25 protein-coding genes and 2 pseudogenes are annotated in these 21,264 nt (G+C 62.0%); 14 read left to right on the forward strand and 13 right to left on the reverse strand.

Annotated features, from left to right (window positions below):
- The first annotated feature begins 237 nt into the window (after positions 1–237).
- The gene (locus tag AC07FD_RS05355) at positions 238–447 is read left to right on the forward strand and encodes a hypothetical protein (protein ID WP_478348985.1); all 210 of its coding nucleotides are present in this window, start codon (positions 238–240) and stop codon (positions 445–447) included.
- Positions 448–630: 183 nt separating this feature from the next.
- The gene (locus tag AC07FD_RS05360; RefSeq protein WP_477289915.1) at positions 631–1,350 is read left to right on the forward strand and encodes a Crp/Fnr family transcriptional regulator; all 720 of its coding nucleotides are present in this window, start codon (positions 631–633) and stop codon (positions 1,348–1,350) included.
- A 696-nt stretch (positions 1,351–2,046) separates the two neighbouring features.
- Here the strand turns inward: AC07FD_RS05360 and AC07FD_RS05365 are convergent.
- Complete coding sequence (locus AC07FD_RS05365; RefSeq protein WP_478348986.1) at positions 2,047–2,556, reverse strand: hypothetical protein; 510 nt, start codon at positions 2,554–2,556, stop codon at positions 2,047–2,049.
- A 201-nt stretch (positions 2,557–2,757) separates the two neighbouring features.
- The gene (locus AC07FD_RS05370; protein ID WP_478348987.1) at positions 2,758–3,744 is read right to left on the reverse strand and encodes an aldo/keto reductase; all 987 of its coding nucleotides are present in this window, start codon (positions 3,742–3,744) and stop codon (positions 2,758–2,760) included.
- A 162-nt stretch (positions 3,745–3,906) separates the two neighbouring features.
- Here AC07FD_RS05370 and AC07FD_RS05375 point away from each other — a divergent pair, with 162 nt between their 5' ends.
- From AC07FD_RS05375 to AC07FD_RS05395, 5 genes are all read left to right on the forward strand, one after another.
- Positions 3,907–5,121: an ABC transporter substrate-binding protein gene (locus AC07FD_RS05375; protein WP_184871728.1), complete on the forward strand. Its 1,215-nt coding sequence runs from the start codon at positions 3,907–3,909 to the stop codon at positions 5,119–5,121.
- Positions 5,122–5,250: 129 nt separating this feature from the next.
- Positions 5,251–6,123: a branched-chain amino acid ABC transporter permease gene (locus AC07FD_RS05380; protein ID WP_478348988.1), complete on the forward strand. Its 873-nt coding sequence runs from the start codon at positions 5,251–5,253 to the stop codon at positions 6,121–6,123.
- Entirely contained in the window at positions 6,120–7,157 is a 1,038-nt protein-coding gene (locus AC07FD_RS05385; protein WP_478348989.1) for a branched-chain amino acid ABC transporter permease, read from the forward strand. Before AC07FD_RS05380 ends, AC07FD_RS05385 begins: the two co-directional genes overlap by 4 nt.
- Positions 7,154–7,876: an ABC transporter ATP-binding protein gene (locus AC07FD_RS05390; protein WP_478348990.1), complete on the forward strand. Its 723-nt coding sequence runs from the start codon at positions 7,154–7,156 to the stop codon at positions 7,874–7,876. Before AC07FD_RS05385 ends, AC07FD_RS05390 begins: the two co-directional genes overlap by 4 nt.
- Positions 7,873–8,604 carry an ABC transporter ATP-binding protein gene (locus AC07FD_RS05395; RefSeq protein ID WP_478348991.1) on the forward strand — a complete coding sequence of 244 codons (732 nt, stop codon included), beginning with the start codon at positions 7,873–7,875 and terminating at the stop codon, positions 8,602–8,604. Before AC07FD_RS05390 ends, AC07FD_RS05395 begins: the two co-directional genes overlap by 4 nt.
- Before the next feature lie 8 nt (positions 8,605–8,612).
- On the opposite strand, the gene AC07FD_RS05400 is transcribed toward AC07FD_RS05395, so the two are convergent.
- Complete coding sequence (locus AC07FD_RS05400; RefSeq protein ID WP_478348992.1) at positions 8,613–9,353, reverse strand: FadR/GntR family transcriptional regulator; 741 nt, start codon at positions 9,351–9,353, stop codon at positions 8,613–8,615.
- 120 nt (positions 9,354–9,473) lie between these two features.
- On the opposite strand from AC07FD_RS05400, the gene AC07FD_RS05405 reads away from it, so the two are divergent.
- Positions 9,474–10,379, forward strand: coding sequence for an NAD(P)-dependent oxidoreductase (locus AC07FD_RS05405; RefSeq protein ID WP_478348993.1), 906 nt, complete (start codon positions 9,474–9,476; stop codon positions 10,377–10,379).
- A gap of 25 nt (positions 10,380–10,404) precedes the next feature.
- Here the strand turns inward: AC07FD_RS05405 and AC07FD_RS05410 are convergent, their stop codons facing one another.
- Complete coding sequence (locus AC07FD_RS05410; protein WP_478348994.1) at positions 10,405–11,295, reverse strand: ankyrin repeat domain-containing protein; 891 nt, start codon at positions 11,293–11,295, stop codon at positions 10,405–10,407.
- A 159-nt stretch (positions 11,296–11,454) separates the two neighbouring features.
- Here AC07FD_RS05410 and AC07FD_RS05415 point away from each other — a divergent pair.
- Positions 11,455–11,595, forward strand: a pseudogene (locus AC07FD_RS05415) (NAD-binding protein); the annotation flags it as partial.
- A 75-nt stretch (positions 11,596–11,670) separates the two neighbouring features.
- Here the strand turns inward: AC07FD_RS05415 and AC07FD_RS05420 are convergent.
- The 4 genes from AC07FD_RS05420 to AC07FD_RS05435 all read right to left on the reverse strand — a co-directional run bounded on the left by AC07FD_RS05420 (position 11,671) and on the right by AC07FD_RS05435 (position 14,815).
- Positions 11,671–12,552, reverse strand: coding sequence for an AraC family transcriptional regulator (locus AC07FD_RS05420; RefSeq protein ID WP_478349019.1), 882 nt, complete (start codon positions 12,550–12,552; stop codon positions 11,671–11,673).
- 217 nt (positions 12,553–12,769) lie between these two features.
- Positions 12,770–13,930: a tetratricopeptide repeat protein gene (locus AC07FD_RS05425; protein ID WP_478348995.1), complete on the reverse strand. Its 1,161-nt coding sequence runs from the start codon at positions 13,928–13,930 to the stop codon at positions 12,770–12,772.
- Positions 13,927–14,532, reverse strand: a complete 606-nt coding sequence (locus tag AC07FD_RS05430) for an adenylate/guanylate cyclase domain-containing protein (RefSeq protein WP_478348996.1) — start codon at positions 14,530–14,532, stop codon at positions 13,927–13,929. The genes AC07FD_RS05425 and AC07FD_RS05430 overlap by 4 nt, the downstream gene beginning before the upstream one ends.
- A gap of 103 nt (positions 14,533–14,635) precedes the next feature.
- Complete coding sequence (locus AC07FD_RS05435) at positions 14,636–14,815, reverse strand: hypothetical protein (RefSeq protein WP_378923490.1); 180 nt, start codon at positions 14,813–14,815, stop codon at positions 14,636–14,638.
- A gap of 100 nt (positions 14,816–14,915) precedes the next feature.
- On the opposite strand from AC07FD_RS05435, the gene AC07FD_RS05440 reads away from it, so the two are divergent.
- On the forward strand, positions 14,916–15,230 hold the full coding sequence (locus AC07FD_RS05440; RefSeq protein WP_478349020.1) for a hypothetical protein: 315 nt from the start codon (positions 14,916–14,918) through the stop codon (positions 15,228–15,230).
- Positions 15,231–15,261: 31 nt separating this feature from the next.
- Here AC07FD_RS05440 and AC07FD_RS05445 read toward each other — a convergent pair whose 3' ends face one another.
- Together AC07FD_RS05445 and AC07FD_RS05450 are read right to left on the reverse strand one after the other, a co-directional pair.
- On the reverse strand, positions 15,262–15,498 hold the full coding sequence (locus AC07FD_RS05445) for a hypothetical protein (protein ID WP_478348997.1): 237 nt from the start codon (positions 15,496–15,498) through the stop codon (positions 15,262–15,264).
- A 10-nt stretch (positions 15,499–15,508) separates the two neighbouring features.
- Positions 15,509–16,222 carry an SOS response-associated peptidase gene (locus AC07FD_RS05450; RefSeq protein WP_478349021.1) on the reverse strand — a complete coding sequence of 238 codons (714 nt, stop codon included), beginning with the start codon at positions 16,220–16,222 and terminating at the stop codon, positions 15,509–15,511.
- 81 nt (positions 16,223–16,303) lie between these two features.
- Here AC07FD_RS05450 and AC07FD_RS05455 point away from each other — a divergent pair, with 81 nt between their 5' ends.
- Both AC07FD_RS05455 and AC07FD_RS05460 read left to right on the forward strand, forming a co-directional pair.
- The gene (locus tag AC07FD_RS05455) at positions 16,304–16,579 is read left to right on the forward strand and encodes a hypothetical protein (RefSeq protein ID WP_478348998.1); all 276 of its coding nucleotides are present in this window, start codon (positions 16,304–16,306) and stop codon (positions 16,577–16,579) included.
- Positions 16,580–16,795: 216 nt separating this feature from the next.
- Complete coding sequence (locus tag AC07FD_RS05460) at positions 16,796–17,647, forward strand: hypothetical protein (protein WP_478348999.1); 852 nt, start codon at positions 16,796–16,798, stop codon at positions 17,645–17,647.
- Positions 17,648–17,658: 11 nt separating this feature from the next.
- On the opposite strand, the pseudogene AC07FD_RS05465 reads toward AC07FD_RS05460, so the two are convergent.
- A pseudogene (locus AC07FD_RS05465) lies at positions 17,659–17,955 on the reverse strand (IS1595 family transposase); the annotation flags it as partial.
- Positions 17,956–17,978: 23 nt separating this feature from the next.
- Between AC07FD_RS05465 and AC07FD_RS05470 the strand changes: the two are divergent.
- Positions 17,979–18,203 carry a GDCCVxC domain-containing (seleno)protein gene (locus AC07FD_RS05470; protein WP_478349000.1) on the forward strand — a complete coding sequence of 75 codons (225 nt, stop codon included), beginning with the start codon at positions 17,979–17,981 and terminating at the stop codon, positions 18,201–18,203.
- A 210-nt stretch (positions 18,204–18,413) separates the two neighbouring features.
- Here AC07FD_RS05470 and AC07FD_RS05475 read toward each other — a convergent pair whose 3' ends face one another.
- Together AC07FD_RS05475 and AC07FD_RS05480 are read right to left on the reverse strand one after the other, a co-directional pair.
- Entirely contained in the window at positions 18,414–19,202 is a 789-nt protein-coding gene (locus AC07FD_RS05475; RefSeq protein WP_478349001.1) for a FadR/GntR family transcriptional regulator, read from the reverse strand.
- 7 nt (positions 19,203–19,209) lie between these two features.
- Complete coding sequence (locus AC07FD_RS05480) at positions 19,210–20,643, reverse strand: FAD-binding oxidoreductase (protein WP_478349002.1); 1,434 nt, start codon at positions 20,641–20,643, stop codon at positions 19,210–19,212.
- Between the two features lie 161 nt (positions 20,644–20,804).
- Between AC07FD_RS05480 and gloA the strand changes: the two genes are divergently transcribed.
- The gene (gene gloA / locus AC07FD_RS05485; RefSeq protein ID WP_041004220.1) at positions 20,805–21,218 is read left to right on the forward strand and encodes a lactoylglutathione lyase; all 414 of its coding nucleotides are present in this window, start codon (positions 20,805–20,807) and stop codon (positions 21,216–21,218) included.
- Positions 21,219–21,264 lie beyond the last annotated feature (46 nt).

Consider the following 21,264-nt stretch of genomic DNA (forward strand, 5'->3'; position numbering starts at 1 on the left):
CCCGTGCCTCTGTGTCGTGGCTGCAAACCGGGATAGTATGCTTACAGGATGCCTCAAAGAGAGGCATTGGGCGACCTCTTCCGATCTTGGAGTTGCGGCTAACTCGTCGAGTCGTTGTAATTTTGAGCCTATGAACCTTCATGTCCGAACGGTTGAGACGCAACTATGGCAAAAAAAAAAGCGCGTGCCAGGCCCAGCGGCGACCTTCTAAAACTGCTTGCTACCAGGCCGAGAGCGGTGGCGCTTGCCGCGCTGCACGTGAGTGAATCCGTGCTGCTGGAACTCGAATCCTCCGAGGTGTTGTCCGCGGCAGAGATCAGGGGATTGCTGAAGGACGCGTCGACGACGTTACGAAATGCCGCCGATCAGGTCGACAATCGCAGCTGCCTCATTGCCAGCGAAATCGTCGACTCCATGCGGGAAAGTTTCAAGAGAAACAAAACCTGATCCTGCCGCCACGTGCCAATTTCGAAGCGTGCCGGTGGCGAGCCGGTGGAACCTGCGCATTTTCATCGAAAAGCGCCGTCGCTACATCGATCGATAGTTTGCCATCAACGGATACTCATCACATCAAATTTGATGTACATTCCATCAGAGGGAGGTATTTTGGGGCAATGGGCGGGGCTATAGATGACGTACGCTTCACATCCTTTTTTGCGCGGGAATGAAAATCGTCCATCGTATGTCGGACTTAACGACGACGATGCGGCGCTTATCAAGACGTTGGGATTCACGCCGAAGCGCTATCTGGCGGAGACGGTCATCGTCAATCAGGGCGAGGACAGCGATCGCATGTTCATAGTCGAGTCGGGCTGGGGCTGTAGATCCCATGAACTCGCCGGCGGGCAGCGACAGATCCTGGATTTTGCACTGAGAGGCGATATCGTGCTGCCTCAATCGTACTCGGGCAGCGCTCTTGAAACGTTCGTGGCTCAGACCGAACTTACGGTGCTGGTGGCTTCGACCAAGACATTTACCCTTGCCGCCATGCAGTCGCCCCATCTCTTCTCCCTTGTTCTCGAAACCCTCGTGCACAATGGAGCGGTTATCGCTCAACATCTCACCAATGTAGGACGACGCAGCGCATTGGCGCGGACAGCGCATCTCTTCCTCGAACTGAAGGCGCGCCTGGAACGGACCGGCTCTGTTACCCAGAACAGCTTTGAATGCCCTCTCACCCAGTACGATCTCGCGGACGCTCTCGGCCTCACTCCGATTCATGTCAATCGAATGCTGCGGGAACTGCGCGAGCGCAAGTTTCTCGAGTTCCGCCAAGGCCAGGTGCGCGTGCTCGATCAACCGGGCCTGACGAAGTTTGCTGGATTCGAGCACGAATATATCGAAAGCTAGGGCGTATCGGCATACGACGCCTGGTCCTTGAAGTCTCCCGTCGAGAAATCATGTGTCAGGGGTAGCGGGACCAAACCGCCATGTGTGCGTCGGCGGCATCCCATTGCGGGTCCACCGGTGTCCGGCCCTGCTTCCGCGATAACACCATAGGCGCCAGCGGTCCGTCTGTTAGATTGTTCGGGTGGCGGACCTGTTCCGCTTGGCCGGCGCCTTTACCCCAACCAGGCCCCCCGCCCAACAGGTGCCGGCCATTTTCAGTTTTCGCTTCTTGGCGTGATCTCTTCGGTCCGCACCTCGTCTCCGATCTCCTTGGCGAGATCAAAGGCCTTTCGCCTTGTCCTTCGTCGTCAAAACGGTAGGCCAGCTAGGCTTCTCGAACACGCTCACGATGCAGGTCATCGCCAGGCCGTTGCGTTCCCTCGTTCGGAGGGCTTCACTTTACATTAGCGGAAGCGCATAAATTACCCAGCCGGCGGCATTGTTCCTCACAGGCATCCTGTCGGTTAGGCCCGGTGTCCTAGCTCATCCCAACAGAAGGGATGCCGGGCCGCTCCAATCAAACCGCGAGCAGAAGAGGCATGCGCCAAGACGATGGCGTCTGTTGCGTCCTTCCCGGCGCCCATCGGAACGCTTGAACAGTCCGCGATGAACCGGAAGGCAATGCGCAATCAATGCGCCGGTTGGATGGTTCTGTGATCATTGCTTGATGAACGGGCCCGTGTAGGTCTGGCCGGCAAGCGCTACGGTTCCGGCCAAGGTTCCTTCGGGCAGCATCACAAGACTGACGTCCGCGCCATTCGGGAGGCGCTTGAGCTTCAATGTACTCCCCGAAATTCTTCCAGCGCCGGCTGCCTCTCCGGGACTGTTGTCGCCCAGATTCCCCCACGCAACGGTGGCCGTCACATCGCCTCTGGGAGAAATCGTCTGCACAGCGACTTTGGCTTCGGACGTCCCCTCCAACCGTCCAGCCCACATGCCCGAGAATGCGGCGTACTTTGCTGGAACGCCTTTCGCTGGCGGGGTGATCGTCGTGGATTGATCCATCGTTGCCGAACCAGGAGCAGCAGCAGCGGGATCCAAGGTAGATAGGGGAGCAATGGCAGCGGGGTTCAACGCAGGTTCGGGAGCGGCCGATTGCGGCGGTTCAGGAGCCGATTGGCACGCGGCCAGGGCAAGTGCCGCGACGCCCAACATCGTGTTCCGCATTCAAGCTCTCCACTTCGTTCCCAAGCCATTGGTGGCCGCAGACCCATCGAATTGCGCGTCATTCTACGCCACCGCCCCGCGCATCGAAATAGCCGGGCGAACCTGTGGATAGTCGAGGGGAAAATGCGTCCGGAAGGACGCAGCCCGTGGCAGGCGATCACGAAGCTGTCCGTGAATTGACGAGGCTTTGCGGGCCTTCGATCACCAGCGCTGGTGCACATGGGGCCTGATGTCCTGGTCGTAGATATCCCGGATCTTGCCCATGAGTTCATCCGACAGCGGCGCAAGGTCCGCCGCTTCGGCATTGGATATCGCCTGCGCCGGATTGCGGGCGCCCGGGATGACCACCGTGACCGCGTCGAACATCAGGATCCAGCGCAGGGCGAATTTGGCCATCGTCGTGTCGTCGGAAACCAGCGGTCGGATGCGCTCGACCGTCGCCAAACCGACCTCATAGGGCACGCCCGAGAAGGTCTCGCCGACGTCGAAGGCCTCGCCATGGCGGTTGAATTTGCGGTGGTCGCTGTCCTCGAATTTGGTATCGGCCTTGAACTTGCCCGACAGCAAACCGCTGGCCAGCGGGACGCGGGCAATGATCGCCACATCGTTCTTTTTCGCCAGGTCGAAGAACAGTTCCGCCGGCCGCTGGCGGAAGGCGTTGAAAATGATCTGGACGCTGACGACGCCGGGATACTGCATCGCCTTCAGCGCCTCCTCGACGCGCTCGACGCTGACGCCGTAGTTGCGGATCTTGCCTTGCTCGACGAGCCGATCGAGCCGCTCGAACACTTCCGGGTGGTAGTAGAGGTCGGTCAGCGGGCAATGCAGTTGCACCAGATCGAGCGTGTCGGCCTCGAGATATCTCAGGCTGCGGTCGATCCAGTCGGTCAGGTTCTTCTGGTTGAACCCCTCGACCGTTTGCTGCGGCAGGCGCTTTCCGGCCTTGGTGGCGATGAACGGCCGCTCGCCGCCGCGCTCCTTCATCACCCTGGCAATGAGTTTTTCGGAACGGCCGTCGCCATAGACGTCGGCGGTATCAATGAAGGTGACGCCGGCGTCGAGGGCGGCATGCAGGGCAGCCACCGCATCGTCGTCATTGACCTCGCCCCAGGCGGCGCCGATCGCCCATGAGCCAAAGCCGATCTCGCTGACGTCGCGGCCGGTACGGCCGAATTTCCGTGACTGCATGTCCTGTTCCTAACTGCGGCTTGGTGGTGATTCCTGATCTGCGGGCCGCCTTTTATCGCATGGCAACGCGATTGACATCCCCGTTCGTTAGATTTACCAGATAACAGGGTTGTATGACAACACGGTAAGACTGCAATGATTTGGAGTCGGGAGGATCTCAAGTTGAAAACCGTTCTGAAAATGGGCGCGTCGGCGGCCTTGTGCCTTGGCGTGCTTGCTCATCCGGCATTCGCCGAGGACAACATCGTCAAGATCGGCGTCGTCGCGGCGGAGTCGGGCTCGTTCGTCTCCGCCGGCCATACCTTGCCGGCAGGCGTCGGACTTGCCGTGAAACAGATCAACGACGCCGGCGGCATCAATGTCGGCGGCAAGAACTACAAGCTGGAAATGGTCAAGCGCGACGACCGCACGGATATCGCGACCGCAATCGCCGCCACCCAAGAACTGGTGCGCGACGTCAAGGTGCAGGCGATCTTCGGATCGGAAACGCATGACTTCACGCTGGCCATGGCCAAGATCACGCAGCCGGCCAAGATCATCCATTTCGCCGGCAATTCGACGCTGGCGAAAATCCTGACACCGGACTCGGTCAAGCCGGGCGGCGAGGATCATTATCTGTTCCAGTCCGAGCCGCAGGAGTTCCAGCGGTCCGGATCGACCGCGCGCGGCGTGCTGACGCTGCTCGAGCCGCTGCTTGGCTACAAGCCGAAGAAGTCGGTCATGATCGTCGGCAACGACGCCACCGGCCAGTTCCTGTCGTCCTACTATTTCAAGGCGCTGAAGGCCGAGGGGCAGGACGTTCCCGACATCATCTTTTATCCGCCTGACACGACCGACTTCTCGCCGTTCCTGACCCGCGCCAAGAGCCTCAATCCGGATATCATCCACTTCTGGTACAATGGCGATTCAACGCTGACGGCGCTGCCGCAGGCGCTCGAACTGGGAGCCGCCAAGAGCTACTTCCTGTTCGGCGTCGACCCCGGCATCTGGAAGGAAAAGCAGCTTTCGGCCGACGTGCCGGTGGCGATGAGCTGCGTTCCGGTATGCTGGGGCGAGTCGTCCAACCCGAAGGCCAAGGCCTATTTCGACGCCTACTTCGCCGCCGGCGCGCCGCACGGCGTGACCTCGTCGGTGTCGCTGCTTTACCACGACTACGTCCACTTCCTCGCCGAGGCCTGGGAGAAGGCCGGCAGCTTCGATCCGGACAAGACGGTGGAGGCGCTGCTGACACTGCACCATCAGGGTGTGGTCTCTGATGACCTGACCTTTAATCCAACCCACCAGGTCACCCATGCCACCGAGGTCTGCGCCGCAGCACCCGGCGGCGCCATCTCCTGCTCGATGCAGCAGCCGCCGGCCGAAGCGCCGAAGAGCTGATCTGGCGAACCGACCTTGAGTTGGCGGCGTCACTCGCGCCGCCAACTCATGCCTCCCGGAATGCAGGCAGAGCCGGATCACCGGCCACCACGTCAACAGCGCCCACCACGTCAACAGCGGAAGCGAGCCGTGGACATTTTCATACAGCAGATCCTCAACGGGCTTTCGATCGCCAGCGTGATTACGCTGATCGCCATCGGCGTCACCCTGATCTTCGGCCTGACCGGCATCATCAACTTCGCCCATGGTGAATTCCTAATGATCGGCGGCATCGTCACCTGGCTTGCCGTCAGCGCCGGCCTCGGCTTCCCGCTGGCCGTGGTGCTGGCGATCCTGGCGGTCGGGCTGATGGGTTACGTCCTCGAGCGTGGCCTTTTCCGCTTCACGTTGGAGCGGCCGACCAACGGCTTCATCGTCTCGCTCGGCCTGATCGTCGTCTTGCAGCATGTCGTCGTGCTGTTCTGGAACCCCAACCAGAAGAGCATCCCGCGCCCGCTGACCACGGTTTGGGAGGTCGGCGGCGTGCGCATCGCCTCGGTGCGGGTCATGGTCATCGCGATCACCATTGTCGTGGTGGCGCTCAGCTTCCGCATGATAACCGCCAGCCGCTACGGCCGGGCGTTGCGGGCGAGCGTCGAGGACCGCGATACGGCTGCCCTGATGGGTATTCCGGTGCGCCGCTACATCACCGGCGTGTTCGTGCTCGGCAGTGCGCTGGCCGGGCTCGGCGGCGCATTGCTGATCGCGCTGTTTCCGATCACGCCGTTCACCGGCGGCACCATGGTGATGAAGGGCTTTGCCGTGGCGCTGATCGGCGGGCTCGGCAACATCTACGGCGCCGTCGCCGCCGGGCTCATCCTCGGCATCGTCGAAGGCTTCAGCGCCGGCTACGGCTTTTCGCAATGGACCGATGCCTACTCCTTCGCCCTGATGATCCTGGTGCTGATCGTCCGCCCGCACGGCCTGTTCGGCGGCACCAGCGGACCCAGGATGGCGTCATGAAGGAGGGCCTCCACCAGGATCGCGCGGGTTCCGGCCTCAAGGCGTTGCGATCGCTGCTGCCGGTGCTGGTCATCCTGGCGCTGATTGCGCTGGTGCCGTTGTTCTCGCCGAGCAACCGCTTCCTGTCGCTGGCGATCTCGGCCGGCATCAACGTGATCGCGCTCTACGGCCTGTCGGTGCTGTTCGGCCAGACCGGCATCCTGTCGATGGGGCACGCGGCGCTGGTCGGCGTCGGCGCCTATGCGGCGGCGATCCTGGCGCGGGACTTTGGCGTGGGGTTTTGGGCAGCACTGCCGGCGGCGGCTTTGGCAAGTGCCGTGTTCGCGATGATCGTCGGCATTCCGTCGCTGCGCGTCGGCGGCCACCATTTTGTCATCATGACCTTTGCCTTCGGCCAATTGCTCGCCATCGTCCTCACCAATGGCGGCGACTATACCGGCGCTGCAACAGGACTTGACCTCGCCGGCCCGGTCACCCTGTTCGGCGCCGATATGAGCGATTTGACGCGCTACTACCTGATGGTGGTGGCTTTCGTGACGGCCGCGGCGGTAGCGAGCTGGGCGATCATCAACTCGTCCTATGGCCGCACGCTGCGCGCCATCCGGGAGAACGAGAAGCTTGCCGCCTCGCTCGGCATCAATGTCGGGCGGCACAAGATCGGCGCCTTCGTCGTCAGCGGCGTCTTTGCCGGCATCTCCGGCGTGTTGCTGGCCTCTTTCCTCGGCCACATCTCGCCGTCGCAGTTCTCCTCCTTCCCCAGCATCTACCTGGCGCTGATGGTCATGATCGGCGGCGCCCGCCTGATCGAGGGACCGCTCGCCGGCGGCATCCTGGTCGCCTTCCTGCCGGAAGTGCTCAACCTCGATCCGGTCCAGTCGCGCATCGTCTACGGCGTCTGCCTGATCGCGGTGATCATGCTTTTGCCCGACGGCCTGATCGGCGGCATCGTGCGCGCGCTTCGTGCAGTGTTGTCAGGCAAGCCGAAACAGGAGACGGAACAGCGCAACGCGGCGCCCTCGGAGGCGCGGCGATGAGCCCGATCCTGGCCATCAGCGGCCTGAGCAAGCAGTTCGGCGGCGTCACCGCACTGGCAGGCGTCGACCTCGCCATCGAAGAGGGTGAAATCCTTGGTGTCGTCGGTCCGAACGGTTCGGGCAAGACGACGCTGTTCAATGTCGTCACCGGCGTGCACAGGCCGAGCGGCGGCACCGTGCTGTTTCGCGGTCAGGACATCACCGGCCTCAAGCCGCATGCGATATCGCGGGCCGGCATCGGCTACACTTTCCAGCAGGCGATGGCCTTTGCCGGCCTTGGCGTGCTGGAGAATGTCCGGATCGCCCGCGAGCATGTGGGGACTGGCACCACCGCCAACCCGTGGGCGACGCCGCAGGCGCTGCTCGACTTCGTCGGGCTGAGCGCGGTTGCCAACGAGAAGGCCGGCGTGCTGCCGTTCGGCAGCCTGCGCCTGCTCGGCCTTGCGCTGGCGCTCGCCACGCGGCCGTCGCTGCTCCTGCTCGACGAACCCGCCGCCGGCCTCAACGACCGCGAAACCACGGCTCTAGTCGGACTCGTCCGCCAGCTTCCCGGCCACGGCATATCGGTCTGCGTCATCGACCATGACATGAAGCTGATGCAGATGCTGTGCCGACGCCTTGCCGTGCTCGACTTCGGCTCCAAGATATCAGACGGGCCGACCGACGCGGTGCTTGCCGATCCCAAGGTGCTGGAAGTCTATCTGGGGGGCGATCTGTGAACCTGCTCGCCGTTTCCGATGTCGTCACCGGCTATGGGCCGACCATCGTCAACCGCGGCGTCTCGCTGACGCTCGGGGCGGGCGAGATCGTCACCATCCTCGGCCCCAACGGCGCCGGCAAGTCGACGCTGCTCAAGGCCATCGCCGGGCTGATCCGTCCGCGCGCCGGCAGCATCTCTTTCGATGGCACCGAGGTGACCGGGCTTGCCGCCGATGTCATGGCCAGGCGCGGCGTCGTGCTGGTGCCGGAAGGGCGCAAGATCTTCGTCGAGATGAGCGTCGAGGAGAACTTGCGTCTCGGCGCCTATGCGCGCCGCGACGATGCCGCCGTGGAGGCCGATTTCGCAACAATGCTGGCCTTCTTCCCGATCCTTGCCACCAAGCGGCGCGACAAGGGCGGCTCGCTGAGCGGCGGCCAGCAGCAGATGCTGGCCATTGCGCGCGGGCTAATGACGCGGCCGCGCGTGCTGCTGCTCGACGAGCCGTCGCTCGGCCTGTCGCCGCTGCTGGTCAAGGAGATCAAGGCGATCATCCTCGGCATCGGCGAGCGCTTCGGCGCTTCGGTGCTGCTGGTCGAGCAGAATGCCGGCCTGGCGCTCTCCGTCGCGTCGCGCGGCTATCTCATGCAGAACGGCCGCATCGTCGTCTCCGGAGCGATCGCCGAATTGCGCGACATGTCGCTGATGCGGGAACTCTATCTCGGCGGCGTGGCGGGAGCCACGGCATGAGCATTCACTTAGTCGTGGCTTGCCCTGTCGCGCAACTCTTCGAAGCGGGCATAGCTCTTGGTCAAATGGCTGCGCATGGCGCGGCGCGCCGCGTTGGCATCCCTGGCCTCGATTGCCGCAAGAATGGCGCGATGCTCGCGCTGCATGCGGGCCAGGTATTTCTCCCGCTCCGGCAGGGTCATCCGGTCGAGCCGTATCCATTGGCGCGGGATCATGGCGCTGCCGAAGGTGTCGAACAGCCGGGTGAAATTGGCGTTCTGCGTCGCCGCGAGAATGGCGCGATGAAAGCCGAAATCCTCTTCCGAGCCCGACCCGCCGGCACGCACCGCCGCCTCCAGCGCATCCAGCCGCGACCCCATCCGTTCGAGCGCCGCGTCGCTTCGCCGCTCGGCGGCAAGGCCGGTCGCTTCGACCTCGATGCCCATGCGCAGTTCGAGCACGCGCAGCACCTCGTCGATCGATTCAAGGTCGTCCGGCAGGATGGAAAAGGTCCTCGGCAGCGGATCCTTGGCGACGAAGGCGCCGAGGCCCTGGCGCGTGGTGATCAGGCCACGGGCGCGCAGTGCGGCGAGCGCCTCGCGCACGACGGTGCGGCTGACGCCGGTGGCGGCGACGATCTCTTGCTCGGTCGGCAGCCGCTGACCTGGCGCCAGGTCGCCGGATTCGATCTGCGCGATCAGCGTGTTGACGAGCCCGGTCCGCAGATTGGGCGCTTGCGGTATGGCATCGAAAAGCATGGGCTCCGCCATCGGGGGACTCCGGTTCGATTGTCCGGCAAAGGCCGATTCTTCGTCAAAGGATTGCATCGACAGGTGCCCGCCGCAAGGTGACGAAATGCGGCCCGCGAACGTGGGTCATTGGAGGATGGCATGAAAGAACGCATCGGCTTCATCGGTCTGGGCAGCATGGGCTCGGGCATGGCCGCCAACCTGCTGCAAAAGGGCTGGCCGCTGGCCGTGTGCGTGCATCGCAGCCGCACTGCCGCCGATCGGTTGGTCAAAGCCGGCGCCACCGAAGCGGCAAGCCCGCGCGAACTCGCCGCCGCCTGCGACATCGTCATCCTGTGCGTCACCGGCTCGCGCGAGGTCGAAATGCTGGTGAATGGGCCGGATGGCCTGGCCGCTGCCGGCAAGCCGCTGCTGGTCATCGACTGCTCGACCTCCAACCCGTCCTCGACGACGGCACTTGCGGCTGAACTCGCAGCACTTAGCATGACGCTGATCGATGCGCCGCTGGCGCGGACGCCCAAGGAAGCGGCCGAAGGCAAGCTCGACGTCATGGTCGGCGGCCCGGCGGAGGCCGTCGCCCGCGCGCGGCCGGTGCTCGAGGCCTTTGCCGCGCGGGTCGTCCACACCGGGCCGACCGGCAGCGGGCACACCATGAAGCTGCTCAACAATTTCGTCTCGATGGGCTATTCGGCGATCTATTCGGAGGCGCTGACGCTCGGCGCCAAGGCCGGGCTGACGCCGCAGGTCTTCAACAGCGTCATCTCAGGCAGCCGCATGGATTGCGGCTTCTACCAGGCCTTCTTCGACTTCGTCCTCAACCGCAACGAAAACGCCCAGCGCTTTGCCATCGTCAACGCGCTCAAGGACATGACCTATCTCGCCTCCTTCGCTCAAGCCGCGGGCGTCGCCAACCCGGTCGGCGCCGTGGTGCGCAACGGCTTCGCCACCGCGGTGGCTACAGGCCACGGCGAGAAGTTCGTGCCGGCGCTGTCGGATATCGTTGCTGGGCTGAACGGGGTTTCGCTGGTCGAGCCGCCAGAGATGTGAGGGGGCCGGGCTGATAAGTATCGATTCAGGGCAGCGGGATCGGCTTGTCACTGAGTGTGCGCAAGTAGGCGATCACGTTGACCCGTTCGGTCTCGTCCGGGACACCAGGCGTCTCCATCTTAACGCCCGGCGTGGTGAGCATGGGCCCGAAGAGATATCTGTTCAGGTCCTCGTACGTCCATACACCCTCCCAGCCCAGCAAGGCGTCGGAGTAACGCATATTTGCCATGGATGCCTTGTCGCGGCCGACGACGCTCCACAAGTTCGGTCCTGTTTTGGTCACTCCCGCTGGCTCGGCGTCGTGGCAACGGTCACAGGTGTGGGAGAAGTAGGTTCGGCCTTTCTCCACATCGGCAGAAGCCAACTTCATTGAGATCGGGGCTGGTGTTGGCAAGACGACGCCGTGCGACAAGAGATAGTCGGCAACTTCGCGTTGCCCCCTGCTTTTTGCCAGATGGAGCGGCGTCTTGCCGTCCATTGTCTTCGCATTCACGTCTGCGCCGGCCTCAACCAGTGCCTTCACGCAGTCGAAACAATCGAGATTGACGGCGACATGAAGGGCGAATTCGCCGCCACGGTCGGAATTTGGATCTGCACCCCGCTCCAGCAACAGCTTTAACAGATCGATCTTGCCTACCCCCACAGCCGCCATCAGCGGCGGACCCCAAGTCGTCTGGGCGTTGACGTCCGAACCACGTTCTATGAGCAGTTTTGCCGCTTCGATGTGGCCCATCCAGACCGCAAAATAGAGCGGCGTTGCGGTTCCATCACTCTCATCTATGCCGGCGCCTGCATCGAGCGCCGCCGTGATCGCGGCGACGTCGCCGTTCATGGCGGCGTCGTGAATGGCGGCGGCATGCGATACAATCGGGATGTGCGCGAGCAGTAGTGGAATGAAGAGCAAGGACATGCGCATTTGGCATCTCCCAAGGCAACCGCCGTACGGCGTCACGCTTTCAAGGTGGCAAAAGTATACTACGAATGCCTGATCGTAGCCACTCCCATCGGTGCGACGCGACCGAGATTCGATCGTTCGTGAGTTCACGTGGAGGTCGGGCGAACAACCCGCGCCGTCGGCCACACCATGAAGCTGCTCAACAATTTCGTCTCGATGGGCCACTCCACCATCTATTCGGGGGCGCTGACGCTCGGCGCCAAGGCCGGGCTGACGCCGCAGGTCTTCAACAGCGTCATCTCCGGCAGCGGCATGGATTGCGGCTTGAATGCGGAATGATCGAGTGGGCAACGGCCTGTCCGCTTCCGGCGATCGGAAGGCCCCCGTCCAGCGGTCCTATTTCAGCGGCAGGAACAGCTCCGCGACCGTCTCATGCTCCGGCACCTCCGGGAAGAAGCTCAGCCGCTGGCAATAGATCGGGAAGTCGCGTGCCTCTTCGCCGCTGGCCGGCAGCCAGTCGCGATAGAGGTAGTGCGCGGCAGGCTCCAGATTGTGTGTGTCGCCGACGACGCGCAGCACCGCGCAGCGCCCTCCAGGGATCACGCCGGCTTTGATCTGCTCGCCGTACGCCTCGATCGGTTGGCCGGTCCCGACACAAAGGTCCACGCTATAATCGGCAGGCGACGCAGGACGCCGCTCGGAACGCCAGACATTGAAGGTCGGACTTGTCCTGGGGTGCAGGCCGGCGGCCTTGCGCCAGGCGATGAACCGCTGGATGGTGGCGCCGAGCATCGCCGGGTCGCCCCGATGCTCCAAGATCGCCACCGGCGTCGGGGGCACATCGCGGATCGTCACGTCGTCGGTGGTAAAAGTCTTCTGCATGAGCTTGCTCCTGGCGTTGTCGAGAGGCCCGAAGGCCGCAAGCCACGGCTCCCATTCGGGAGACTTCCGGAACGACGACGGCGATTGCCCAAACCGTTGCCGAAAGGCGCGGGCGAAGGCATCGGGTGCGTCGTAACCGGCATCCATCGCTATGTCCGTGACGCTTTGGGCGTCTGTGTAGGCCAGCCGGTACGAAGCGCGCTTCATGCGGGCGAGTTGGACATAGCAATGCACGGACAACCCGAAGGTGGACATGAACTGCCGGTGGAAATGGTATTTGGAGAACGCCGCGACGCCGCTCAACGCTTCCAGGCCCAGATCGTCATCCAGATGCCGGTCTATGTGGTCCAGCACCCGCTGCATCCGGGCATGGTAGTTTTCAAGTGACGCCTTCACCGTCTCTTCCTCCGTGGCGACACCAGCTAGGCCCTTCGGGATATGCCGCGCTCGACCGATCTTGCGATTTGGCATGGATCAACCTGCCAGCACGGCATACAGGCAAGCCCGCTCTGCGTGAACGGCGGAACATGGGTCCGCGAAAGGCTGACGAAAAGACTGCGATAGGAGCCGACGCTCACCGGGTACGCCGATGGCAAAGCGCCAGCGTTTCTGCTTATTCCCGCATGCCGGCCCTGCGCAAATTCTTGCGGAGGTGTTCCAGATCGCCGGAACTTTTGTAAGGCGTCATTTGGGGGCCAGTTCGCCCAACGATTGTGGCTGCCGGGTCTATTTGATCGATCCGCGCCACGGCCATTTTCGCTTCGGTCATATTCCCCAATGCTGCGTGACTGGCTGCCAAATAGAGCCAGCGGTACACTGTGTCGATTTTGACCAGACTATCCAAAGCGGCGACTGCCTCATGGTATCGTCGGGAGTCGTAATAAATTTGGCCGAGCTGCAGGACGTACCACTCGGGATGGCGAGGATTAAGACGTATCGCCTTTTGTGCTGCGTCGAGGCCTTCGGTGGTTCTTCCCGCGCAACTCAGGCAGTAGCCAAAGTCCATGAGAATGTCTGCATCGTTGGGATTGAGATCAAGGGCGCGCTGAAACGATGCAATGGCAGGTTCGTACTGCCCGCAAAACAAGCTGTGCCCTGCGAGCGCGTAATGGCCCCACGCCTCAGCGTCGTCGCGTTCGATCGCGAGATTGGCGTATCGCAAAGCATCAGCCAACGAAGACTCGGGGTTCTCGCTAAATCCATCGCTTACGTCCATCATGTGCGTCCAGGCAACCTTCGCAAAGGCCTTGCCAAATTTGGGATCCAGCTCATTGGCCTTGCGGAAGAGTTCGCGCGCACGCTGATTGTGCTCCTTGGTGAAATGGTTCAGGACCTCCATCCCTCGCACGAAGTAGTCCAACGCTTGAAAGTTCCGTGTCCCCGCGACTTCCGGGCGCTCTTGCCACGCCTTTAACAGTCGGCCTCCGTACGCTGTGGCTAAACTGCCGATTATTCTTTCGGTGACATCGTCCTGCACGGCAAAGATATCATCGATGCCTCGGTCGTAGCGCTCTGCCCAAAGGTGCCGCCCAGTCTTGCCGTCAATGAGCTGGGCCGTAATCCGCACGCGGTCCTTCGACCTCTGTACGCTGCCCTCCAGGATATAGCGGGCACCCAGCTCCCGACTGGCATCCTGTATCTTCGTGGCTTTTCCCTTGTAGGCAAAAGTCGAATTGCTCGCGATGACGAAAAGATCGCGAAACCGGGACAATCCGGTGATGACATTCTCGGTGATCCCATCCGCAAAGTAGTCCTGCTGACGGTCGTCGCTCATATTGACAAACGGCAGCAAAGCGACGGACGGCTTGTCCGAAAGCGAAGGCTGCGGGGTAGGGACTTCGCGGCCTCATTCAGGCGCACTGCATAGGCTCGAACGGGCCGCTCGACATTCCTAAGGGTCTGGTCGCCAATGTCATCGAACTGAAGATCGAGGCGACTTCCAAGATGGTCTCGTACCGCCCCCGAGACCGTGACACCGCCTGCAGGAGCTATGCCCTCAAGCCTGGCCGCAATATTCACCCCATCGCCGAACACATCATCACCCTCGATGATTACGTCTCCAACGTTGATCCCGATCCGATATTGTATTGCCTGAGCCTCGGAGACGGCCCCGTTTCGGTCCGACATGGCCCGCTGGATATCGACCGCACAGGCCACGGCGTTCACGACGCTTGGAAACTCGGCGAGGACGCCATCGCCAGTCGTTTTGAAGATGCGGCCTTGGTGCTCGGCCATCTTTGGGTCGATAAGGGAAGCCCGTATCGTCTTCAGTTCGCCAAGGGTGCCGGCCTCGTCGCTGCCCATCAGGCGCGTATAACCCACCACGTCAGCGGCCAGGATTGCGGCAAGACGGCGTTGGACGCGTCCCTCGGCCATTCGCGAGATTGTCCTTCAAGCGCAGCAGAACCGGGATTGTACGGGCGACGGCTGGCCGAGTCCACGAGCCGGAACATCGCCCTGGCCATTTGCGGTCCCTCCCCTAGCGGCTTGCTCTGCGCGGGGCCGAGAGCGCGTCGAGCCGCTCTTGAAGGTGCCCGTTGAGCACGATCATTTCCTTGAGCGCCTTCATCACGTCGCCCTTGTGGACTGCGATGAAGTCCTCGGCGTGGGCCTGGAGGGCGGCCTCTTGACGAGAGTTGAGTGTGACAATGCGATCCACGGCAATTCCTCCAAACGCTGCATGGCCTCAGTGAACAAAAAGGGAACGATAATGTCAAGATCGAATTGACTCGGAGAGGAATGCGTTCCTATTTTTGGCCATGCCGGAACAGAGCAGACGACCGCGCCGCCTTGTGCAGACCCTGTGCCGAGCGCATGAGGTCGGGCAGCTGATCCGCGTCCGGTGCATCAACTGCAACATCACCCGCCACTACCTGCCGGGGGACCTCGCCAAGCTCGTCGGGGACATTCCGTTTTGGGACGTGGCCCGGCACATGCGTTGCGAGCGGTGCAAACGCCGCGAGCTCGACGTGGATATCCTGCTGCCAAGCGCATTGGAGGGCTTGAAGATACGCGTGAGGCGGCTTGTCGAAATCCGCATGGTGCGAAGGGTGATCTGGAGAGATGAAGACTGAGGAGGCTTGCCTATTGACCCGCTGATAACCTCTAGCCAAACGCCATCATGACAACACCGATAATAACCACTGCAATGCCGGATATAGCCCACCATCGAGCTTTTGGATTTGAGAGATCTACCCCTGTTCGACCACCTTCTCTAGACACTCTTAGGACGCTGTCATTGTGTCGCTGGTAGTTCGTTCGCATGTCAATCATGCCGGCGATGGCGAAAAGGAAACATCCAAGAATGATAAAGCCGACGCCAAACCAAATAATTGCGTGCATTTTTCAGTCCCTAGAACAGTGAGCCCTGAGCCGGTGCCTGCGGAGCCTGCTGCGGAAACTTGATCTGCGTGGCCGGCTTCTCGACAATCACCAGCGCATCGTCCGGGGCCGTGCGCTGCAGCCGCTTCGCGTCCGACCACGGCGCTGTCAGCCAGGTCTCGGTTTCCTCCTGCGTCGTCAGGATCACCGGCATGGCCTTCTCGTGAATAGGCTTGATGAGGGCGTTGGGCGCGGTCGTCATGAAACCGTAAAGCTCGAAGTCGCCGGGGCCGTCCTTGACCTTGCGCACCCCATGCCACGGCGTCCAGAGGCCGGCGAAGAAGAACAGCGGGCGGTCCTCATTGAGCGCGAACCAATAGTTCCGCTGGATGCCCGTCTCGGGATCCTTGTCGCCGGGCGTCGGGCTCGGCTCCGCGAAACTCGTCACGGGCACCACGCAGCGGTTCTCGACGCCGACATACTGTTGCCAATGGCCATACTGTGGATTGCGTATGTTGGTGGTGCCATAGTCCGCCTTGCCCTTCATCCGCTCAATTGGCGTCGGCATGCCCCACAGCAGACTGGCAAGCTCCCGCTGTCCGTCCAGCGCATTGCGCACCACCGGGCCGGGTTGGTTGGGATAGATGTCGACGGACGGCTCGAGGTTGCCCAAGATGTCCCGCAAAGTCCGGGTCCACTGGCGGACGGCTTCTTGCGACGTGGTGATGTTGTAGAGGTTGCACATGGCCGCACTCTGCCGCGAGAGCGCTTCGCCGACCAGTCGAAAAAATTCGAACGGATTTGATAGGAAGGCATCCATTGGTGGGTGCGCTTTAGAGCCCCCAAGGTGCGGGCGGGTTCCTTATCCGCCGGCTTGCTTGCGGATAGTCGGCGCTTCGCCATCGTCAATGCGCTCAAGGACATGACCCATCTCGCCTCGTTCGCTCAGGCCGTGGGCGTGGCCAATCCGGTCGGCGCCGTGGTCCGCAACGGCTTCGCCACGGCGGTCGCAACCGGCCATGGCGAGAAGTTCGTGCCGGCGCTGTCGGATATCGTTGCGGGGCTGAATGGGGTGTCGCTGGTGGAGGCGGCGGAGATGTGATGGGGACTGGAGCGATAAGGCGCGGCGATTGCGTACTCGAGCGCAAGCCACTGTCCACCTGCATCCTTTACGTCTGAGATGACATAGGATTATAATCCGCATATCGTACTTCGCGTACCCGAACGCGTGATGATATGAAACAAGGACACACCATGCGAGCGATTCAAACTATTAGATTGCATAACTCTTCGCACTGGATTTATCGGGGAAGTAGTGGTGCTTCGAGCATGCATTGACGCCAGCAAACTAAACTCCGGTGTCTATGCTGTAGCTGGTTTATCCTTCGGCTATGACAACGCGGTCAAGGGAAACGCGGAATGGAAGCGCCTAATGAAAGGGTGGACATTCCACATGACGGATCTAAATGCCAGGAAAGAGGACTTCGTAGGTATCTCCGATCTGGACAAGCATGAAATCATGGTCGGGATTGTTGAGATTATAAAGAAGTACGCCTCATACACCGTGGCCGTGTCCTGCGACTCTCATTTGATTTCGGAACCTTTCCCCAGCCGGTCCTCGCCGGATTTGGCTAGCATCGAATTGAAGAATGGTTTCAGGCTGCTTTATGGAGCCATGTGCCACCTGGCGATGGTTAGGCTCGGCATGTTTGCGGGTTCTCGGGGAAATAGAGAAATATCATACGTGCTGGAAACCGGTGATGAAGGGCAGAGGGGCTTCATTCGATACATAGATTTTATGCAGGATGCGCCGTTTGCCCGAACGCTTCTGGATACATATTCATTGGCTCGGTTGACGACCACTCCGAAAGGGGAGTTGGAGGGGCTCTTTCATTCGGCCGATTTCGTGGCGTGGGAATGGGCTAGGCATATAGGTCGTCAAAAGAGCGACGATCCAATGCGGAAATCTCTTTCCGCTTTGACTGACGATGACGGTGCTGAAGTAGACTATTTTGGCTTCACGATAGGCGAGCAAGGCGGCAAGCATTTCTTTCGACACTATGATCATCGCCATATTGACCGATTGGCAAAATATATGCGTCAAACTGTTGAGGCTGAGAGCAATGACCAGCTAGACGAGGCTTTCAATCAATGGGTGGCTTCGCGTTGAGTACCTGCGCAGCGGTTGTACCTGAACTCGAACTCGGCCAAGTAGCGGTGCAAATGAGCTTCTTTGCAATGCTGATAGACGCCGATCATGACGCGTTTGAAAACTGAAAACATGTTCTCAATCGTGTTGGTGTGGACCACGACCGCGCCTTCATAGCGGGCATACTCGCCAGCCGAATGGTTGACGGTGCCGTGCGCTGAATATTCGGTGCCAGTCACGGTGTAGAGCTCGGACTGGTCCGTGTAGAGCGTCGAATTGCGGTCGGCATTGCGGACTAGGATATCGCGCACGATGTCTTTCGTTGCCTGCTTAGCGGAAAGCATGAGGCTACATGGTCCTTCAATCCACGATCACATGTCCGAAATGTGGGCACCAGGAAATGGCTATGATGCCAGAGGATGCCTGTGTCCACTTCCACCAATGTGCGGGATGCGGAACGCTATTGAAACCGTTGCCGGGCGACTGCTGCGTCTTCTGTTCCTATGGCACAGACAGATGCCCATCTAAACAGGTTGAGGCCCAAAAGCGTGGTCCTTACGAAAAACAATCGGTCTGATATACCAGCATCGGCGGCCCGTAGCTCAGGGGAAGAGCGCCAGCCTTTATGCTGGAGGCCCCCGGTCGAGACGGGGCGGGTCCGCCACCAAATTTCAAACTGAGACACTCCCCCCCACTCCGACCCCTCGCAAAGGGCAGGAAATCGGACATGGCGCTGCCATACCCGGCTGTGTGAAGGCGCCCTGCAGATGAGGGCTGAGTGAAACCGCTATCCCGCAGCCTGCTTACGCACAGCTTTCCTCAGCCGTGAATGCCGCACCGGCGATGCCGGCTCCGCAGCCGCCTCACCACCATCGTGCAACCCCACCCGCAGCGCCGCACCGGCCAGATGGTCGCGCATCGCCGTCTGCGCCGCCTCGGCGTCGCCGGCGCGGATGGCGGCCAGGATGCGCTCGTGCTCGCCGAGCGTGATGCGGGCCATGTCGTCCGATTTCTGCTGGTTGCCGGCGGCAAGGATGCTCTCGCGCACCCGCTCGGACACGAAGACCAGGAACTGACCCATATAGGCGTTGCGCGTCGCCTCGGCGACGGTGCGGTGGAATTCGAGGTCGCTGCGCAGCCAGGCGACGCTGCCATAGGGGGCCGCGCGCATGCCAGCCAGCGCATCGCCCATCGCGGTGAGATCGGCTTCGGTGCGCCGCCTTGCGGCAAGGGCTGCCGCCTGCACCTCTAGGATGCCGCGCAGTTCGAACAGGTTGCGGAAGGAGTCGGCGCGCTGCAGCGCCTCATAGTCGATGGTCAGCACGGTCGGGTTGGTGCTCTCCACCACGAAGGCGCCGCGCCCCTGCTGCGACCAGATGCGGCCTTCCGAGCGCAGCCGGGCGATCGCCTCGCGCACGACGTTGCGGCTGACGCCGAAGGTGGTCGCCAGCGCCTGCTCGGTCGGCAGCTGGTCGCCGGGCTTCAGCCGCCCCTGCGCGATCTCGCGCGAGATGGAACTCGCAACCAGGGTTGAGAGGTGCGGACCGCGATTGACCTTGTCGAGCTTCAGCGTCATCGCTCACCTATAGACCATGATTGGCCTTGCTTGCCAGAATGCGGCCATTGCTCAGGATATGGCGCGGATCGAAGGCTTGCTTGATGCCGGCCGCCAGATCAAGCGTCACCGGATCGATCCGGTCGAGGAACGCCTTCTGCTTGACCCGGCCGATGCCGTGCTCGGCGCTGATCGAGCCGCCATAGCGGTCGACGACGGCAAAGATCTCGGCTTCCGCCTCTTCGAACAGTTGCTCCACCGCTTGCGGGTCCATGCCTTCCGGCGGCACGACGTTCAAATGGATGTTGCCGTCGCCGACATGGCCGTAGGTGACGGCGAGCGCGTCGGGCCGGGCGCGCTGCAATTCGAAGAGCGCGTCGGTGACGAAATCGGCGAGTTTGGAGATCGGCACCGAGACGTCGGTGCGCAGATAGCGGCCGCCCCTGCCCTGCCGCTCGACCATGATTTCGCGATAGAGCCACAGCCGCTCGGCCTGCGCCCGGGTCGATGCGACGATGCCGTCCTCGACGATATCGGCGACGCCGCCGAGAAAACCCATGAGCATGGCGGACAGGTCGATCAGCCCACCGGAGGAAACTTCGATCAGCACATAGGCCGGATAGGCCTTTGCCAGCGGATCGGCAAAATCCGCGCCCTCGCGCATGGTGATCTCGATGCCCTGGCGCAGGATCAGTTCGAAGGCGGTAAGAAGATCGCTGCAGTCGCGCCGTGCCCGCGCATAGAGCGCCATGGCGTCCTCGACCGAGCGTAAGCCGACCAGCGCCGTCTCGATCTGCGTCGGCTTGGGAAACAGTTTTAGCGCGGCGGCAGTGACGATGCCGAGCGTGCCTTCCGAGCCGATGAAGATCTGCTTGAGGTCATAGCCGCGATTGTCCTTGCGCAGCACCTTCAGCCCGTTCCAAATCCGGCCATCGGCCAGCACCACTTCGAGGCCGAGCACCAGGTCGCGCGTCATGCCGTAGCGCAGCACGTTGAAGCCGCCGGCATTGGTGGCGACGTTGCCGCCGATGCGGCAGCTTCCCTGCGCCCCGAAGGTGATCGGCAGCAGGCAGTCGCACTCTGCGGCGACGCGCTTGGCATCCTCGAGGATGCAGCCGGCCTCGACCACCATGGCGAAGTCGATCGGGCTGATCGAACGGATCCTGTTCATGCGCTCCAGTGAGATGACGATCTCGCCGCCATCCGCCGCCACCGCAGCACCGACGAGGCCGGTCAGGCCGCCTTGCGGCACGACCGGAATGCGCTCCGCATGGCAGTGCCGCATCAGCGCCGACATCTCCTCGACCGAGGCCGGACGGGCGACCGCCAGCGGGCGGCCGAAATGGTCGCCGGACCAGTCGCGGCTGTAGCGTGCGAGGTCTTGCGTCTCGGTCAGCAGGCCGCCATCCGGCAGCACGCCGGCAAGGGCCGATAGCAGCGATGCGGAGGGCACGACATTCATGACCTGGTTCTGGACCCTCTGGGAAAACGACTGGACAACCACCTTGCTTGTCGTGTTATCATACAACCATGATTTAGAACATCAAGCGAGGCCATGTTGCCGCCAGCTGTTTGATGTGGACGGTCAGACCAGCCAATCACCCGACACGGAGGACTTCCCCAATGAGCGACGCCCCGGGCTTTCGCTATATGCACACCATGATCAGGGTTCTCGACCTCGACAAGTCGATCGCCTTCTACACCGAGGTTCTCGGCATGACCTTGCTGCGCCGGGACGACTATCCCGGTGGCAAGTTCACCAATGCCTTTGTCGGCTATGGGCCGGAGGACAAGGAAGCCGTGGTCGAGCTGACGCTGAACTGGGGGCGCGAAGAGCCCTACGAGATCGGCACCGGCTTCGGCCACCTGGCGCTCGGCGTCAACGACATCTACGCCGTCTGCGCCGAACTGGAAAAGCGCGGCGCCAAGATTCCGCGCAAGCCCGGGCCGATGCAGCATGGTACCACCCACATCGCTTTCGTCGAGGATCCGGATGGCTACAAGATCGAGTTGATCGGCCTCGACACGATGCAATGACCTGAGCCGGCGGGGCCGCATCGCGCCTTTGATGCGACCCCGTCCG

The organism is Mesorhizobium waitakense (genome assembly GCF_056431085.1).

Excerpts from the sequence above, each read along its gene's own strand:
- AC07FD_RS05360 (WP_477289915.1), top strand. The coding sequence starts at position 631 with ATGACGTACGCTTCACATCCTTTTTTGCGCGGGAATGAAAATCGTCCA.
- AC07FD_RS05365 (WP_478348986.1), bottom strand. The coding sequence starts at position 2,556 with ATGCGGAACACGATGTTGGGCGTCGCGGCACTTGCCCTGGCCGCGTGC.
- AC07FD_RS05370 (WP_478348987.1), bottom strand. The coding sequence starts at position 3,744 with ATGCAGTCACGGAAATTCGGCCGTACCGGCCGCGACGTCAGCGAGATC.
- AC07FD_RS05385 (WP_478348989.1), top strand. The coding sequence starts at position 6,120 with ATGAAGGAGGGCCTCCACCAGGATCGCGCGGGTTCCGGCCTCAAGGCG.
- AC07FD_RS05390 (WP_478348990.1), top strand. The coding sequence starts at position 7,154 with ATGAGCCCGATCCTGGCCATCAGCGGCCTGAGCAAGCAGTTCGGCGGC.
- AC07FD_RS05400 (WP_478348992.1), bottom strand. The coding sequence starts at position 9,353 with ATGGCGGAGCCCATGCTTTTCGATGCCATACCGCAAGCGCCCAATCTG.
- AC07FD_RS05405 (WP_478348993.1), top strand. The coding sequence starts at position 9,474 with ATGAAAGAACGCATCGGCTTCATCGGTCTGGGCAGCATGGGCTCGGGC.
- AC07FD_RS05410 (WP_478348994.1), bottom strand. The coding sequence starts at position 11,295 with ATGCGCATGTCCTTGCTCTTCATTCCACTACTGCTCGCGCACATCCCG.
- AC07FD_RS05425 (WP_478348995.1), bottom strand. The coding sequence starts at position 13,930 with ATGAGCGACGACCGTCAGCAGGACTACTTTGCGGATGGGATCACCGAG.
- AC07FD_RS05430 (WP_478348996.1), bottom strand. The coding sequence starts at position 14,532 with ATGGCCGAGGGACGCGTCCAACGCCGTCTTGCCGCAATCCTGGCCGCT.
- AC07FD_RS05440 (WP_478349020.1), top strand. The coding sequence starts at position 14,916 with ATGCCGGAACAGAGCAGACGACCGCGCCGCCTTGTGCAGACCCTGTGC.
- AC07FD_RS05445 (WP_478348997.1), bottom strand. The coding sequence starts at position 15,498 with ATGCACGCAATTATTTGGTTTGGCGTCGGCTTTATCATTCTTGGATGT.
- AC07FD_RS05450 (WP_478349021.1), bottom strand. The coding sequence starts at position 16,222 with ATGTGCAACCTCTACAACATCACCACGTCGCAAGAAGCCGTCCGCCAG.
- AC07FD_RS05470 (WP_478349000.1), top strand. The coding sequence starts at position 17,979 with ATGGTCCTTCAATCCACGATCACATGTCCGAAATGTGGGCACCAGGAA.
- AC07FD_RS05475 (WP_478349001.1), bottom strand. The coding sequence starts at position 19,202 with ATGACGCTGAAGCTCGACAAGGTCAATCGCGGTCCGCACCTCTCAACC.
- AC07FD_RS05480 (WP_478349002.1), bottom strand. The coding sequence starts at position 20,643 with ATGAATGTCGTGCCCTCCGCATCGCTGCTATCGGCCCTTGCCGGCGTG.
- gloA (WP_041004220.1), top strand. The coding sequence starts at position 20,805 with ATGAGCGACGCCCCGGGCTTTCGCTATATGCACACCATGATCAGGGTT.